The organism is Micromonospora pallida (assembly GCF_900090325.1).
GTDB classification, from domain to species: Bacteria; Actinomycetota; Actinomycetes; order Mycobacteriales; family Micromonosporaceae; genus Micromonospora; species Micromonospora pallida.
In genome coordinates this window covers 1-13,940 of sequence record NZ_FMHW01000004.1, presented here as the reverse complement: position 1 = coordinate 13,940, position 13,940 = coordinate 1, and the positions used below count along the sequence as shown (strand labels likewise).

26 protein-coding genes are annotated in these 13,940 nt (G+C 71.6%); 25 read left to right on the top strand and 1 reads right to left on the bottom strand.

The window, feature by feature from the left end; translation table 11 throughout:
* Nucleotides 1–32 precede the first annotated feature (32 nt).
* From GA0074692_RS33485 to GA0074692_RS36350, 22 genes are all read left to right on the top strand, one after another.
* The gene (locus GA0074692_RS33485) at nt 33–245 is read left to right on the top strand and encodes a helix-turn-helix domain-containing protein (RefSeq protein WP_176738223.1); all 213 of its coding nucleotides are present in this window, start codon (nt 33–35) and stop codon (nt 243–245) included.
* On the top strand, nt 242–508 hold the full coding sequence (locus GA0074692_RS33480) for a hypothetical protein (RefSeq protein WP_091638492.1): 267 nt from the start codon (nt 242–244) through the stop codon (nt 506–508). Before GA0074692_RS33485 ends, GA0074692_RS33480 begins: the two co-directional genes overlap by 4 nt.
* 71 nt (nt 509–579) lie before the next feature.
* Nucleotides 580–1,197, top strand: coding sequence for a hypothetical protein (locus GA0074692_RS33475; RefSeq protein ID WP_091654733.1), 618 nt, complete (start codon nt 580–582; stop codon nt 1,195–1,197).
* Nucleotides 1,194–1,349, top strand: coding sequence for a hypothetical protein (locus GA0074692_RS35165; RefSeq protein ID WP_176738768.1), 156 nt, complete (start codon nt 1,194–1,196; stop codon nt 1,347–1,349). The genes GA0074692_RS33475 and GA0074692_RS35165 overlap by 4 nt, the downstream gene beginning before the upstream one ends.
* A complete protein-coding gene (locus GA0074692_RS33470) occupies nt 1,346–2,176 on the top strand; it encodes a GGDEF domain-containing protein (RefSeq protein ID WP_091654730.1) in 831 nt (276 codons plus the stop codon). Before GA0074692_RS35165 ends, GA0074692_RS33470 begins: the two co-directional genes overlap by 4 nt.
* The gene (locus tag GA0074692_RS33465) at nt 2,173–2,409 is read left to right on the top strand and encodes a hypothetical protein (protein ID WP_176738221.1); all 237 of its coding nucleotides are present in this window, start codon (nt 2,173–2,175) and stop codon (nt 2,407–2,409) included. Before GA0074692_RS33470 ends, GA0074692_RS33465 begins: the two co-directional genes overlap by 4 nt.
* A 136-nt stretch (nt 2,410–2,545) precedes the next feature.
* Nucleotides 2,546–2,704, top strand: a complete 159-nt coding sequence (locus tag GA0074692_RS35160; RefSeq protein WP_176738767.1) for a hypothetical protein — start codon at nt 2,546–2,548, stop codon at nt 2,702–2,704.
* Nucleotides 2,701–4,002, top strand: a complete 1,302-nt coding sequence (locus GA0074692_RS33460; RefSeq protein WP_091638488.1) for an AAA family ATPase — start codon at nt 2,701–2,703, stop codon at nt 4,000–4,002. The genes GA0074692_RS35160 and GA0074692_RS33460 overlap by 4 nt, the downstream gene beginning before the upstream one ends.
* A 28-nt stretch (nt 4,003–4,030) precedes the next feature.
* Nucleotides 4,031–5,152, top strand: a complete 1,122-nt coding sequence (locus GA0074692_RS35505; protein WP_218106832.1) for a UvrD-helicase domain-containing protein — start codon at nt 4,031–4,033, stop codon at nt 5,150–5,152.
* Nucleotides 5,143–5,784, top strand: coding sequence for a 3'-5' exonuclease (locus tag GA0074692_RS35500; RefSeq protein ID WP_218106830.1), 642 nt, complete (start codon nt 5,143–5,145; stop codon nt 5,782–5,784). The genes GA0074692_RS35505 and GA0074692_RS35500 overlap by 10 nt, the downstream gene beginning before the upstream one ends.
* On the top strand, nt 5,777–6,046 hold the full coding sequence (locus GA0074692_RS33450) for a hypothetical protein (protein WP_091638486.1): 270 nt from the start codon (nt 5,777–5,779) through the stop codon (nt 6,044–6,046). The genes GA0074692_RS35500 and GA0074692_RS33450 overlap by 8 nt, the downstream gene beginning before the upstream one ends.
* A 327-nt stretch (nt 6,047–6,373) precedes the next feature.
* The gene (locus tag GA0074692_RS33445) at nt 6,374–6,598 is read left to right on the top strand and encodes a hypothetical protein (RefSeq protein WP_141725496.1); all 225 of its coding nucleotides are present in this window, start codon (nt 6,374–6,376) and stop codon (nt 6,596–6,598) included.
* Nucleotides 6,595–6,795 carry a hypothetical protein gene (locus GA0074692_RS35155; protein ID WP_091638484.1) on the top strand — a complete coding sequence of 67 codons (201 nt, stop codon included), beginning with the start codon at nt 6,595–6,597 and terminating at the stop codon, nt 6,793–6,795. Before GA0074692_RS33445 ends, GA0074692_RS35155 begins: the two co-directional genes overlap by 4 nt.
* Nucleotides 6,749–7,165 carry a helix-turn-helix domain-containing protein gene (locus GA0074692_RS33440; RefSeq protein ID WP_091654726.1) on the top strand — a complete coding sequence of 139 codons (417 nt, stop codon included), beginning with the start codon at nt 6,749–6,751 and terminating at the stop codon, nt 7,163–7,165. The genes GA0074692_RS35155 and GA0074692_RS33440 overlap by 47 nt, the downstream gene beginning before the upstream one ends.
* The gene (locus tag GA0074692_RS33435; RefSeq protein WP_091654724.1) at nt 7,165–7,605 is read left to right on the top strand and encodes a hypothetical protein; all 441 of its coding nucleotides are present in this window, start codon (nt 7,165–7,167) and stop codon (nt 7,603–7,605) included. Before GA0074692_RS33440 ends, GA0074692_RS33435 begins: the two co-directional genes overlap by 1 nt.
* A gap of 79 nt (nt 7,606–7,684) precedes the next feature.
* Nucleotides 7,685–7,963: a helix-turn-helix domain-containing protein gene (locus GA0074692_RS33430; protein ID WP_091654722.1), complete on the top strand. Its 279-nt coding sequence runs from the start codon at nt 7,685–7,687 to the stop codon at nt 7,961–7,963.
* Between the two features lie 438 nt (nt 7,964–8,401).
* Nucleotides 8,402–8,539, top strand: coding sequence for a hypothetical protein (locus tag GA0074692_RS35150; RefSeq protein ID WP_176738766.1), 138 nt, complete (start codon nt 8,402–8,404; stop codon nt 8,537–8,539).
* A 622-nt stretch (nt 8,540–9,161) separates the two neighbouring features.
* Nucleotides 9,162–9,377: a hypothetical protein gene (locus GA0074692_RS33425; protein ID WP_091654720.1), complete on the top strand. Its 216-nt coding sequence runs from the start codon at nt 9,162–9,164 to the stop codon at nt 9,375–9,377.
* Nucleotides 9,365–9,694, top strand: a complete 330-nt coding sequence (locus GA0074692_RS33420; protein WP_091654718.1) for a hypothetical protein — start codon at nt 9,365–9,367, stop codon at nt 9,692–9,694. The genes GA0074692_RS33425 and GA0074692_RS33420 overlap by 13 nt, the downstream gene beginning before the upstream one ends.
* A gap of 479 nt (nt 9,695–10,173) precedes the next feature.
* Entirely contained in the window at nt 10,174–10,353 is a 180-nt protein-coding gene (locus tag GA0074692_RS33415; protein ID WP_091654715.1) for a hypothetical protein, read from the top strand.
* Complete coding sequence (locus GA0074692_RS36355; RefSeq protein WP_245730842.1) at nt 10,350–10,604, top strand: hypothetical protein; 255 nt, start codon at nt 10,350–10,352, stop codon at nt 10,602–10,604. The genes GA0074692_RS33415 and GA0074692_RS36355 overlap by 4 nt, the downstream gene beginning before the upstream one ends.
* Entirely contained in the window at nt 10,579–11,007 is a 429-nt protein-coding gene (locus GA0074692_RS36350) for a hypothetical protein (protein WP_245730841.1), read from the top strand. Before GA0074692_RS36355 ends, GA0074692_RS36350 begins: the two co-directional genes overlap by 26 nt.
* A gap of 14 nt (nt 11,008–11,021) precedes the next feature.
* Here GA0074692_RS36350 and GA0074692_RS33405 read toward each other — a convergent pair whose 3' ends face one another.
* Nucleotides 11,022–11,900: a hypothetical protein gene (locus tag GA0074692_RS33405; RefSeq protein ID WP_091638472.1), complete on the bottom strand. Its 879-nt coding sequence runs from the start codon at nt 11,898–11,900 to the stop codon at nt 11,022–11,024.
* A 926-nt stretch (nt 11,901–12,826) separates the two neighbouring features.
* Between GA0074692_RS33405 and GA0074692_RS35145 the strand changes: the two genes are divergently transcribed.
* The 3 genes from GA0074692_RS35145 to GA0074692_RS33390 are packed head-to-tail and all read left to right on the top strand — an operon-like array spanning nt 12,827 to nt 13,933.
* On the top strand, nt 12,827–12,985 hold the full coding sequence (locus GA0074692_RS35145; protein ID WP_176738765.1) for a hypothetical protein: 159 nt from the start codon (nt 12,827–12,829) through the stop codon (nt 12,983–12,985).
* A gap of 28 nt (nt 12,986–13,013) precedes the next feature.
* The gene (locus GA0074692_RS33395; RefSeq protein WP_091638469.1) at nt 13,014–13,511 is read left to right on the top strand and encodes a helix-turn-helix domain-containing protein; all 498 of its coding nucleotides are present in this window, start codon (nt 13,014–13,016) and stop codon (nt 13,509–13,511) included.
* On the top strand, nt 13,508–13,933 hold the full coding sequence (locus tag GA0074692_RS33390) for a hypothetical protein (protein ID WP_245730840.1): 426 nt from the start codon (nt 13,508–13,510) through the stop codon (nt 13,931–13,933). Before GA0074692_RS33395 ends, GA0074692_RS33390 begins: the two co-directional genes overlap by 4 nt.
* The last annotated feature ends 7 nt before the right edge of the window (nt 13,934–13,940 follow it).

Sequence of the window (13,940 nt, the reverse complement as noted above, 5' to 3'; positions counted from 1 at the left end):
GACACGCTACGATTCGATGCAAGGTGGTGAGGGTGCGGGTGGAGACGACGGAGCAGTACCTGACCGTCGACGAGGTCGCGAAGAGCTTGCGGGTCTCCCGCTGGAGCATCGGCCGGTACATCAAGGCCGGCGCGCTCACAGCGATCAAGGCCGACGGCCCAAACGGCTCGATCCGCATCCCGCTCTCCAGCCTCACCGCCTACCTCGAGGCCCACACCGTCAAGGCGGAAGAGAGGACGGGATGACCCAGGCACTGCCCGAGCTCCACCTGCTGGAGGAGGTCGCGGAGCGGTATCGGCTGTCGCTGATCGGTCTCCAGCGGAAGGCCCGGAAGCGGGCGTTCACCCACATCAAGATCGGCAAGCAGCGCTACCTCACCGGCGAGCAGGTCTTGGAGCTACTCCAGGGCGCAACGGTCACGAGCGCGACGGCGAGCCAGCGCGAGCAGGACCTCGCTGGGACGGCGGAGCGGGTCGCCCGCCGCCGGCCCCGCACCAAGACGAGCTGAGCCCCCGGCCGCGGCAACGGCAGAGGGCTCGACACCCGGACAACACGGATCCCTGAAGAGGAGATGTCCAGATGCACGACCAGCCTATCCCGACGATCATCCCGGCCGAGCCGGACACCACCCCCGACCTGACCCCCGCCATCGCCCTGCTCCGCAAGCTGTTCGCCGCCGGCTGGAAGGCGGACCACAGCTACGAGATCGCCGACGACGCCACCGTCTACGGCCTGATCCACCCGTCGGGTCGGGAGGCCAGCGCGGTCGTCTACCCGGACGGACAGCACACGGTGACCCTGTCCGGCCTGGACCTCGGCCAGGTGGTGGGCGCGGTGACCGGTGCCGGGCTCGCCCCGGACAGCGTTCAGCCGGCCTGCCTGAACCTGCTCACCCCGGGACACGGGTGCACCGGAACCCCGGAGCCGGGCGGCCTGCACTGCGCCGACTGCATCAAGGCCGACTGGTGGCTGTCCCTCGCCGCCGACCTGCGCACGATCGCCGAACGGGCCGCCGCCCTCGCCGGCACGGACACGCCGCCGGTCTTCGGCCCCTACCTGGGCATCTACACCAGCTACGTCGAGTCCGACGCGGACCGCGCGGTGCCGGTCGTGGACGCCCTCGCCGCCGCTTTCGGCACGACGGCCCTGACCCAGACCGAGGGGCGGGGAACAACCGGAGCACCGAGCGGAAGATGAAGGCGACGCTCGGCAAGGTTCGGGTGGCGGCGGCGGCGCGGATGCCGAACCCGCCGACGCGGCAGGAGAAGCTCCGGTCGCGCGTCGAGCTGGAGGCGGAGAACGCGAAGCTGCGCGCCGCGCTCGAGGCCACGCAGGGCGGTGCCCGGTGACCGCCCCCACCATCGACGTCGACGCCCTCCAGGCCCGCATCGCCTACCTGGAGATCCGCGAGGCGCACCTCGAGCAGCGGCTCGCCGAGCGCACCTGGCAGGCCACCACCGACCCGCTCACCGGCCTGTACAACCGGCGCTGGCTCGAGGAGACCTGGCCGGCCGAACGGCCCGCCGGCCTCGCCGTCGCCCTGGTCGATCTCGACCACTTCAAGGACATCAACGACACCCTCGGCCACGCCGCCGGAGACGCCGCCCTGGTCGCGGTCGCCGCCGGGCTGCGCCTGTACGGCACGGCGGTCCGGCTCGGCGGCGACGAGCTGCTGCTGCTCGCCGCACCGGACATGCTGGCCGACCTGGTGACGTCGTGGCCGGTGGACCTGCCCACCGGGCAGATCACGGTCACCGGCACGGTCGGTGTCACCACCGCGCTGGCCGATCTGGCGGAGACGCTGCGCCGGGTCGACGTGGCGATGTACGACGCGAAGCGAACCGGTCGGGGCCTGCGGCAGACGTGGTACCCGGAGCTGGACGCCACGGTGCCGGCTGGCACGGGCCGCCGTCGGGTTCGGGACGTGGCCGCCGCATGGCCGGGCGAGCAGCCGATGCCGCCCGGACCGGCCCGGCCCATGCCGGCCCCGACCCAGCCGGCCCGGCGGGACGACGACGAGCCCACCCAGCCGACCGGCCTGATCACCGTGGACGCCCTGCCGTGCGGGCACATCGCCGGTGACCTGCACGACGAGGAGTGCGCGTACTGGGTCGGGGTGTCGCTCGGCTGGTACCCGGCCCCGGAGGCGTACCTCGCTGGGAGGGCCGCCGCGTGATGGCCGTCGCCCTGGCTGTGGCCCTGGTCGTCGTCGCCGTGCTCGCCGGTCTGCTCTGGGCCGCCGACCGGGACCGCCGCGACGCGCAGGCCGAGAACCGCGAGCTGCGGGCCGAGGTGGTGGCCCTGCGTCGGGCCGCCATCCGGAGCACCGCCGCCGCCCTGCTCACCCCCGACGACATCGCGGCCATCGAGACCTACGCCAACACCCACCGAGAGGACGGACCCCGGTGATCCACCTCGACGCCCCCACCCAGCAGCAGCCCACCGTCGTGCCGGCCCCCACCGTGGGCCGGCCCCCGACGGCTACATCGGCCGCCACCGGGCCAGCCACGGCCGGCGCGGCGAGCGGCACCTCATCGACCGGCCCGTGCCCGGCGACTGGTCGCCCCTGCACCCGGCCGACCGGCAGGCCCTCGCCCCCGGCTGGTGGGCCACCCGGCAGCTCCCGGCCGGCCCGGACGACCGCACCGGCCGGCTCCGCCTCGACGACATCCAGACCGCGCGTACCGAAGGACCCAGCGCATGACCACCCTGAAGACCCGCCGCCCGACCGGCCGTGTCCCGTGGCCGCTCATCCTCATCGAGGGCGGCGAGAAGTCCGGCAAGTCCTGGGCCTGCGCCCAGTTCTCCACCTCCCCGCGGATCGGCCAGATGTACTGGATCGACCTCGGCGAGGGAGCCGCCGACGAGTACGGCGCCATCCCCGGCGCGAACTACCTGGTCGTCGAGCACAACGGCACCTGGGCGCAGATCCAGGGCGCTGTCGACGCCGTCAAGGCCGAGGCCGCCCGCGCGGCCGCCGCCGGTGAACCGCCGGTGGTGCTGGTCATCGACTCGATGACCGCCGAGTGGGACCTGCTCAAGGACTGGGCCTCCGACAAGGCCCGCCGCCGCCACGAGGTCAAGGTCCGGAAGTACAACGCGAAGCCCCTCGGCCCGGACGAAGAGCCGAAGATCTCGATGGACCTGTGGAACGAGGCCGGTGCCCGCCACCGCAAGCTGATGACCACCCTGATGACCTTCCCGGGCATCGTCCTGCTGACGGCCCGCGGCAAGGAGGTAGCCGCCCTCGACGACGCCGGCAAGCCGATCGAGCGTCAGCGCGAGTACCGGGTCGAGGGCCACAAGACGCTCGGCTTCGACGTGTCGTGCTGGATCCGGCTGGACCGGTCGAAGCCGGGCACGGTGATCGGTGTCCGGTCGGTGCACGTCGGTATCCGGCCCGGCTACGACGACCCGATCGAGCTGGCGCGGAACTGGACGGTCGAGAACATCGTCTTCGACACGCTGCAATGCGCGCCGGCCGAGGCGCACGTCCGGGACCTGGTCGCGATGCAGCCGGCCGAGCCGGACGACGACCGTCCCGTGTCCGGGCCGCCGGCCAACCGGCCGACCTCCGGGCCGCCCGCTGCCCTCTCCGCGGCCGCCACCGGTCTGCTTCACGACCTGGCGCAGGCCAGCGACGAGACCGGGCTCCGCCGGGTGTGGCGGGCCGCCGGCGAGGCGGTCAACGAGGGCCGGATCAGCCCGGCCGAGGCCGAGCACATCCAGGGCCGGTGGAAGGCCCGGAAGAACGAGTTGTTCCCGCCGGCGAAGAACCCGGGCAACGACCCGCAGCGCCGGAAGATGTTCGCCCTCCTCGGCCAGGCCGACATCACCGACCGGGACGAGCGCCTGGCGTACGTCAGCGACATCGCCAACCGGCCGGTCGGCAGCACCAACGACCTCACGGACGACGAGGTGGCCCGGGTGATCGAGCGGACCGAGTCGTTCATCGCCCAGCAGACCCCGCCCGCGCAGCGCGAGATGGAGATGGCCGGATGAGCCATACCCCACGGACGAGCAGGCCGCGATCATCGAGGCCGCCCGCACCGGCGACGACCTGACCATCGAGGCCGGTGCCGGCACCGGCAAGACGTCCACCCTGAAGATGCTGGCCCGCGACCGGGCGAACCGGCGTGGCGCCTACCTGGCCTACAACAAGAGCATCGCCACCGACGCGGCCAAGGAGTTCCCGAGCAGCGTCACCTGCAAGACGGCGCACTCCTTCGCGTACGGGGCGGTTGGCCGGCAGTACGCCCACCGGCTCAACGGGCCCCGCATTCCGGCTCGGCAGGCCGCGATCATCCTCGGCCTGAACGAGCCGGTGAAGCTCGGCGAGACGATGCTCGCCCCTCAGCAGCTCGCCCGCCTCGTCGGGGAGACGGTGCAGCGGTTCTGCTACTCCGACGACCGCGAGGTCCAGCGGATGCACGTGCCGCTGGTCAACGGCCTCGACCGGCCCGGCCAGGCAGAGCTGGCGAAGTACCTGATCCCCATCGCGCAGAAGGCGTGGGACACCGACCTCACCCAGCTCGACGGCCGGCTGCGCTTCACCCACGACATGTACCTGAAGATGTGGATCCTTGCCGACCCGGTGATCCACGCCGACTACGTGCTGTTGGACGAGGCGCAGGACTCCAACCCGGCCGTCGCCGGCCTGGTGTCGCGGCAGCCGGCGCAGCGGATCCTCGTGGGCGACCGCGCGCAGGCCATCTACGGCTGGCGGGGCGCGACCGACGCCATGGCCAGCTTCGACGGCCGCCGCTTCCAGCTCAGCCAGTCCTTCCGGTTCGGGCCGGCGGTCGCCGCGGAGGCGAACAAGTGGCTGTCCCTGCTGGAAACGCCGCTGCGGCTGACCGGGTACGACCGGATCCCGTCCCGGGTCGGGCCCGTTGACGAGCCGGACGCGATCCTGTGCCGGTCCAACGGCGGGGCGGTCCTGCGGGTCATGGACGCCATCGACCAGGGCCGCCGGGTCGCGCTCGTCGGTGGCGGCACCGACATCCGGCGGATGGCCGAGGCCGCCCAGCGGTTGCAGGCCAAGCTCCCGACGGATCACCCGGAACTGTTCGCCTTCCAGAGCTGGGCGGAGGTCCAGGAGTACGTCGAGCACGACGCGAGCGGGTCCGACCTGCGGTGTTCGTGCGGCTGATCGACAAGCACGGCACCCGCGAGGTGATCCGGGTGTGTGACGCCCTGGTGGATGAGGACCGCGCGGACGTGGTGGTCAGCACCGCGCACAAGGCCAAGGGCCGGGAGTGGGGGTCGGTGCTGATCGCCGACGACTTCCCGGAGCCCCGCCAGCAGGAGGACGGGACGCACCGGATCGCCGAGGACGAGGCGATGCTGGCGTACGTCGCGGTGACCCGGGCGCAGCGGCAGCTCGACCGGTACGGGCTGGCCTGGATCGACCGGTACGCCGGCCCGGCCGGTGCGGCGCCGGTGCCGCCGGCCCCGCGGTGGCCGGAGTCCGCGATCATGCCGGACGCCCCGGACCCGATCGACGCCGGTGGCGGCGAGATCGTGGATTGCCGCCGGTGCGGCTGCACCGAGAACAGCCCGTGCCCCGGCGGCTGCCAGTGGGCGACCGACGAGGAGCAGATCGCTGCCGGCCTGGAGCCGATGCACGGCGACCTGTGCATGGCCTGCCTGCCCGGGATCGTCGAGCGGGAGCAGGAGCGGGCTGCGGCCGACCAGAAGTCGCGCTGCAACTGCTTCCTGTGTAACCCGGCCATCCGCGCCACCTGGCCCGCCCCGCTGCCCGCCGGAGCGTCCCGTGGGTGAGTACGCGCGCTTCAGCCGCCGGACCCCCGCCGGCCTGTGCGGGGCACACCAGCAGATCTGGCGGGACTGGCAGGACTACTCCTACGACCCGCGCAACCCGCGTGAGGTGGGCGGCGGCCAGTTGATGGACGCCCGCACCACGCACACGGAGCGCGCGGAGGCGTGGGACCGCTACAACCAGGGCCAGATGGACCTGACGGAGCGGATCTGCCGGTCTGGTGAGTCTCCGCAGTGCGGGCCGGCGGTGGTGTCCGGTGGCTGAGGTCATTCCGCTGTTCCCGGGGCCGGCACCACGCCGGCCCCGGCCGGGCCGCCTCGCCTCCCGGCCGACCTCGACGGCATCGGCGAGCGGTACACCGCCTACGTCGAGGCCCGCGACTCCGGAGCCTGGACGGTCAACCTCTACGCCCGGCTCTGCGCCGACGACATCCCGGCCCTGCGCGACGAGATCCACCACCTGGAGGCGCTCCGCCGGGAGCTGGCCGACGAGCTGGACCGGATCCGGGCGGTGCGTGATGGCAGCTCCCACGGCCCTCGAGCTCATGTGCACCTGCGGGCACGTCCGGGCCTGCCACCGCGCTGGCCTGAAGTGGGGCGAGAAGTCCTGGGAGGCTGCCGGCACTGCACCACGTGCGCCACCTTCACGGCCGGCGCCGCGCCGGCACCGGTGCCCGGACCGGAGGTGCTCACCGCCTACGAGTCGTACGCCTGCCGGGCCTGCGGTGCCCGGTACAGCCGGCCGTACGGCGACCACGAGTGCGGGCCGCTGACCCCGGTCACCGTGACCATCACCGTCCGGGCTGGTGTCCGGTGAGCCGCCGCACGATCGCCACGATCCGCCGCCCCGACCCGCACCCGTACCAGGAGTCCGACCAGACGCCCGGCTGCTGCCACCGGTGCCGTCTCCCCGAGGCCAACGGGGTGCACGACCAGGCCGCGGTCGCCGCCCTCGAGGCCGACCGCGATGCCGCCCAAGCCGAACAGCTACGCAGGATCGGAGGAGACCAGTGACCGCCACACCGGACTGTCCGGCCCGCAGGCACGGCACCGCCAGCGCACGCCGCCACCAGCGCTGCTGCTGCCCGAGGCCATCGCCGCCGCCAAGGCCGCCAACCATCGCGGCTACCTGAGCCGCGGCTACATCCGAGGGTCCGTCAGCAACCAGCGCGCACCCAGACACGGCTTCGACGAGGTCGTCGTGGACCGGGCCGTCGACGGTCCGCGACCGGCGCAGATGACCCTGCCGGAGATTCACGCCGCGATCGACCGACTCACCGCACGCGGCGAGTCCGCCCGGGAGATCGCTAAGCGGCTCGGCGTCACGACGCGCACCGTCACCCGCCAGCGGGCCCGCCGCCGCGCCTCCATCCGGACCGGCTGATGAACCGGGCCGAGCTGCTCCAGGCCGTCATCGCCGAACGGTGGCCGCGGCCGGAGGAGATCGCCCGGGAGCACCCAGAGCACACCGCCTACCGCCGCCGGGTCCTGCTCGTCGCCATGGCCACCCGGCACGACCAGACCGAGGAGAACCATCGTGACCACCACGACCATGCCCCGCCTGCCCGTGAGCTGACCAACGGCGGGTCGTCCGTCGCCGTCCGGCTGCCCTTCGGTGCTGGCTCCGTCGCCCACCGGCCGACGTACGTCCAGCGGCCCAACGGGAAGTTCGTCTTCGGCAAGGAACAGAGGTCCTCCGTCCCGGTGGCCGCGTGCGCCCAGGACGACGACGAGTGCTCGCTGCTCTCCGCCGCGTGGGCGGACCACCGCGGCGCCCAGGCGTGCACCGAGGACGCCTGCTGGCCGGACGCCGAGCCCCGCTGACCGTACGGTCCGGGCCTCACCTCCCCGGGGCCCGGACCGCCACCCCGACCGACTAGTACCAGCAGATCAGGAGCACCGGGTGAGCTACCAGGCCGTGCAGTGGGCCCTCGACGAGGCACCCATGCTGCGCACAAAGGCCGGCCTGCCGGACACGACGGCCCGCGCGGTGCTCGTCGCCCGTGCCGAGCGTGCCGACGAGTTCGGCCGCGACACCCACGCCAGCATCGCCGACGTCATCTGGCGCACCGGTTTCGACGAGCGGACGATCCAGCGCGCCGAGCTTCGGCTCGAGGCCGCCGGCCTCCTGGTCCCCGACGGCACCACCCGGTGGGGCACCCCCGCTGGAACCTCGACATGACCAAGAAGCGCGACCCCGCTGAGCGGGCTCAGCTAGAGGCCGAGATCGATGAGAAGAAGGCGGCTGAGGCAGCCCGGCTGCGGGAGTACCGGCGCAAGCAGAAGAAGCAGCGTACGGACGCAGAGTCGGTACGTACGGATTCTGCGTTCGTACGTACCGACACAGAGTCCGTACGTACGGATCCTGACGACGTACGTACGGACGCAGCGCCCCCGAACCACCCGTGAACCGTCCGGGAACCACCCGAGAAACCACCCAGGAACCTCCCTCTGGGGCACGCTGCCCCCAGACCCCCTGCGCCCCCAGTCGCCTCCGGCGCCTGGGACTGGGATTGAAAGCTCACTCTCTCCGGCGGAACAGCTACCACCGCAAGCTCCCACCGTTACTCACGACCGCGCGCGCGAGACGCAGCCCGGTCGCGGTCCGAACCTCCGCCTGGTGACCAACTCCGACCGGCAGCCCACCCGCGAGGGCTTCGGCTTCTGCCTCCAGTGCCACGCCGAAGGGCAGACCACCCTCGCCGTCGACCCGATCGCCGGCAACGCCTGCGCCACCCACACCCGGAGCAGCGCATGACCACCCGACACCTGACGCCCGGCATGAAGCGGGCCAGGGCCAGCGCCCGCGAGGCCATCCGACGCGCCCAGGCCCACGTCCCCCGCCGGCCCCCGAGGACGACGACGAAGCCCTCGGACGGCAGTACCCCTACGTCACCCCCGCCCGCGCACGAGCCATCCGCCACGAACTCGAGGAGACCCACCGTGCCCGCTGACACCGCCCTCGCCGACGCCCTCGCCACGGCCTACAGCCCCACCGAGCTGGCCACCCTCCACCAGCACCTCGTCGACGACGCCCCCAGGACGACCCGCTCGGCCGGCTGTGCGACGCCCTCCACGCCGCCGCCTACCAGTCCACGCCCGGCGGCGCGCAGACGTCCACCGGCACCCCGACCGAGCCCACCGTCTACGCCACCCACGGCACCCGCGCCTGACCCGGAGGACACCGTGACCGACCAGACCCCCGACACCCGCGCCATGCCCACCGGCACCGAGCTTCCCGGCGAGCACTGGAACGCACGCCTAATCCGCGAGGGCGCCGGACAGCTCGCCCCGTTCGGCAAGCTCGACCTGGGCCAGCAGCCCGCCGACGCGGCCCCGTACGACGCCGGAGACGCCCCGGTCGCCAGCCGACCCTCCCGGTGCACGACGAGCCGGAGCAGCTCCGCCGCGACCGCGACGCCGCCCGACTCCTCGCCACCGGCCGACTCGCCGAGATGTACGACCGCGACCGGCAAATCGCCACCCTCACCGCCGAACGCGACCAGGCGCGAGCCGCACTGGAGCAGGCCAAGCGCCAGGCGTTCACCGAGGCCAGCGACCTACTGTGGCATGGGCCGAGGAAATGGGCGACGTAGGAGGCACCGGCCCACGCGCCGCCCGTAAGCGCACCATCAAGGCGTGCGCCCGGAAAATCGCACCCGAGCCCACCGACGACGAGATGCGCGCTGCGCTGGCCGAGCTGCTTTCCGGCATGGCGGACCGCGCGAAGGCCGCCGCCCTCGTTCCGCCGGGCCCCGCGCGCAGGACGACGAGCGACCGCCGCCGCCGTCACGCCCTGGTCTTCAACGCCCTCACCCGCACCCTGCTGGACATCGGGCCGTTCGTGCCGCTGTCGGTGTGGGAGAAGTGCGTTGAAGCCGTCCTGGCGGCCCTCGACCAGCAGGAGGGCTGACCGGTCCCCGGATCCGACCCACCACCGCACTCACCAGCCTCAAGCCCAGCGGCAACACCACCACCTACCTCACCACCTGCAAGTACTGCCGCCGCGGCGTCTACAAGGGCGAGGCGTACACCTGGCAGCGGCAGCCAGCGGGCTACTCCACGACGAGTGCATCGCCTGGCCGCCAAGCAGGCGCAAGCCGCGCCGGTGGAGGGCTGACCGGTGAGGTGCGACGTCTGCGGCCTTCCTGACCCGTACGCCGGCCAGGCGATGGCATCGTTCCTGCGACTGCCCACGCTGCGACCACGGCTGCGCGTAGCCCGCGCTCGTACCTGTGCAGCGGCGACGACGGCATCTGCGACTGCGAAGAGTACGACTGCGCCGGGAGTGCTGCGGCATCGGCAACTGCACCTGCACCCCGACGACGACCAGCCCTGGCCGGACGACGTCATCCAGCCCGTGGTCACCATCCAGCCGTCCGGGGCGCACCTGTGACCCGCCACATCCTGGCCGCCTCCGCCGCCGCACTGGTGGCGGGGGCGGCCGCCGTACTCGCCCTCGACGCCGCCGCACGCACCTGGGGCAACCCGCCGCCGCCCACCCTCCTCGCCCTCACCGCGGCCTGGCTCGGCTGCGCCGCCATCAACCTGCTCACCCGGAAGGCCCGATGACTCCGTACCACCTGCACGCCACCGCCAACGCCTGGTCCCTCCGGAAGGCGCATACCCACCTCGCCCAGCTCGCCGACGACGAGGCCAAGCAGATCGCCGCCGAGCAGCTCGAAGCTCCGGAGGCGCTTCGCTCACCGTCCTGGGGGCGGCGCACGCGCTCGGTGGGCACGGAGATCCCACCCCGGACATGGTCGCCACCGCCGACCGGATGCCCCGCATCAACCGGTGGAAGTGCTCTCCGACCGCGCTGACCGGCGCATCGCCGGACTCGCCGTCATGACCCGGCTCGCCGCCGACACCGACCCGCTCGGCCGCCTCATCGCCGGCATCCCCGCTCTCCTGCCTGGCACCGCCGCGATCGTGGCTCGGCACCTGGCCGACGAGGACGCCTGGATCCGCAACGCCGTCGGCCTCTACGCCGAGCGGTCCCTCGTGCCCGGTGAGCCGCCGTGCCCGGTGTGCCAGGTGCGTCGCCTCGAGGTGCAGACCGCCGGCCCGGAGGTGGGACGGTGGTGTGCGCCGAGCAGTGCCTGTGCACCGGCCAGGGCTGCCGGTGCGGGCTGGACGGTGCGGTGGAAGGCGTCGCGCACATCTGGCCCCGGGCCGCCGTACTCGCTGTGGCCCGGAAGGCTGACCGGAAGGGCCAAGTGCTGAACGCCATCTGATGCTTAGACCAGAGCCCGGTGGATGGCTTCTAGGCGGCGTCCCACGTTGTTCTCCCAGAGCCTGTGCTCCAACCCCGGCTGGCCGCCCATACCCTGAGCACCCATACCACCGAAGCAGAGCCGCCGGTGGAGCGCTCGGAACGCGGCCATCGCGAGTTCGACGTTCTCGGTGAGTTGCCGCGGCGTGATGGACCAGACAGGGTCGGCACCGGTTGGGGTGAGTTTGCGAGTCATTAGCGCCGTCATCTCCCCGTGGGTTACGCCAGAGTAGGGCGAGTAAATGTTCTTGTGGGGTTGTAGGAGGTCGTCAGCGAATAGCTCCGCGACTAGGACCGTCTTCGACGGGATCTGCTCACCTTCGACGGTGACACCGGCTCTGCTGAGCCCCAACTCGTCGATGCGCCCTAAGACCTTGTCGAGATGCATCTGAGCGGCGGCGACGTTGGCCGTCTCGTGCTTCGGGGTCACCTTGAGGTTCCTCTTGGCCTCGGACCAGAACACGAGGTACGCCCTGGCCACCCGCTGGCGCACGGTGATGTGGGGGTCCATGATCCAGAAGGCGAAGGCGGCGCTCTCGAAGACCGATCTGGCCAGAACCGCCTGACCGAGCACCGGTATCGGGGGCTGGAGGAGCGTATGGATGGCCGCCAGGTGGTCGCCAACTGCAAACATGCTCATGTAGGCCATCTCGAACGCGTACGTTGCCTCATCTTGTCCCCACGGGATGCCCCGCTTGTCAACCTGAGTGTTCTGCAACTCACGGTCGAACACCGAAGATGGCCGGGGCACCCAGAACTGCCGCTCGAGACTGCGCTTGTTCAGCCGATCCGTAAGCTCGAGCGTCTCGCGCAGCGCAGCGAGGAAGCGTTCGGCTCGTTCCACTCGTCCTCCTGGTTCATAGGTGAGTCGCCATCAATTTTCACCGACCCGTCCAGTCGAAATCACGTCGGTGCGTAGGGGAACCAGGGCGGCTGCCGATGTCCGATTAGCCCCAAAAATGGGGCACCATAATGCCACTTATGGTGGAGCCATCCGAAGTAGCCTAGGAAGGTACGCTCGGATCATGGCTACCCGCTGCCCGCGCTGCGGTCTCCGCCTCGACGCCGACGGCCGCTGCCCCGCCGAGGCCCCACTCCTCCCGTACGCCGGCCGGCAGTGGGGCACCGCCAGCAGCTCGTCCACCGCCTGGGCGTCGACATCACCACCGCGATGGTCCGGCGGTGGCGGGACCGGGACGGCCTCACCACCCAGCGCGGCTACAGCCCATTGGACGAAGCCGCCCGCATTGAGGCGGACAAGCGCACCGGCGGCCGCGGACGACGACGCCGAGTTGACGTTGGAGTCGCCCTCGCCGCATGATGATTGTTCACCGACTCCCATAGGCGGAGTCTGTCCGCAGCCCGGTAGAGCCCCACGGCTCCCGGGCTGTTTCGCGTCCAGGTCGGACGCGCCGGGGGAACGCGGGCAGGTCGCTGTGGGTGGCCGGCCTGCCCGCACACCCGGTCAGCTCTTCGGCGTCTCGCCGGCAGCTTCCCCCGGTCGAGCACGGTGTACGCCATCGCGAGCTCCAGGGTCCCCTTCAGGCCCACGGAGGTGGTGTTGAGCTCGGTGATCTTCTTGAGGATCGACACCTTCGCCTCGCGGAGCAGCTCGTTTTCATCGTTGCCGTTGTTCGGCATGATCCGCCCCCTATGGACTCGGCCGGCCCCACTGCCGGCACCGAATGTGGTCAACATCCCCGCAGGGCGGGAATTCCCCCTCGGAGCAGTCGTGACCGATCCGCCCGCCCCGGCAAGGTGGACGTCACCGTGGCCGGCCACACCGTCATCGTCGAAGCCGCCGAGCCCCTGGACGTCGTCGCCGCCAAGGCACTCGACCTGTTCCGCGAGACGGCCGGATACGCCCGCAGCTCTCCGGTCGGGTTCGCCGCCCCGCCCGCCCACGTCGAGTTGTCCGCCGACCCCTGACCGGCCAAGGGCCGTGACGAGGTGACCCATGACCCGCCCCCGCCCCGTCACCCAGGCCGACTACGACCGCGTCAAGGAGCTGCACGCCCAGAAGCTGAGCCGGAACGCCATCGCGAAGGAGATGGGCCGCTCGGGGAAGACCATCTCCCGCATCGCCGACGAGCTCGGCCTGACGTTCGACCGGGAGCGCACGAAGGTCGCCACCCAGGCCAAGAAGGACGACGCCGCCGCCCGCCGCGCCAAGCTCCAGGTCGACGCACTCGCGGGTGCCCAGAAGCTGATGGGCCAGATGTTCTCCAAGGCCAAGATCTACAACTTCGGTGGCAAGGAGAACGACTACAACGAGCGCGACGTCGACGAGCCGCCGTTCCGGGACAAGCGGGACATCGCCAGCGCCATTCAGGCCCTCGCCAACACCGCACTCAAGCTGGCCGAGTACGACAAGGCCACCGGCAACGAGTCCGAGAAGAGCATGCTCACCGACCTGCGCGAAGCCCTGATCAACGCGCGTAAGGACGCGACGTGACCGGCGTCGACCTCCGGGGCCTGCCCCTGTCGGAGAAGCAGATCGAGTACGTCTGCGAGAGCAACTTCTTCGTCAACCTCGCCGAGGGCGCCATCCGGTCCGGGAAGACCGCCTCCGGTCTGCTCCGGTGGCTGATGTACCTCGCCGACCCGAAGACCCCGAAAGAGCGGGACCTGGTCGTTACCGCGAAGACGTACGACACGGCGGTCCGGAACATCTTCAACCCGCTGCGAGACCCGGTGCTCTTCGGACCGCTGGCCAAGGCGACGACGTACACCCGGGGCGCCGACCGCCACGATCCTCGGCACCACGGTCGAGGTCATCACCTTCAACGACGAACGCAGCGAGAACCGGCTCCGGGGCATGACCTGCCGGGGCGCGTACGTCGACGAGTGGTCCCTGATGCCCCGCAGCTTCCATGAGCAGCTC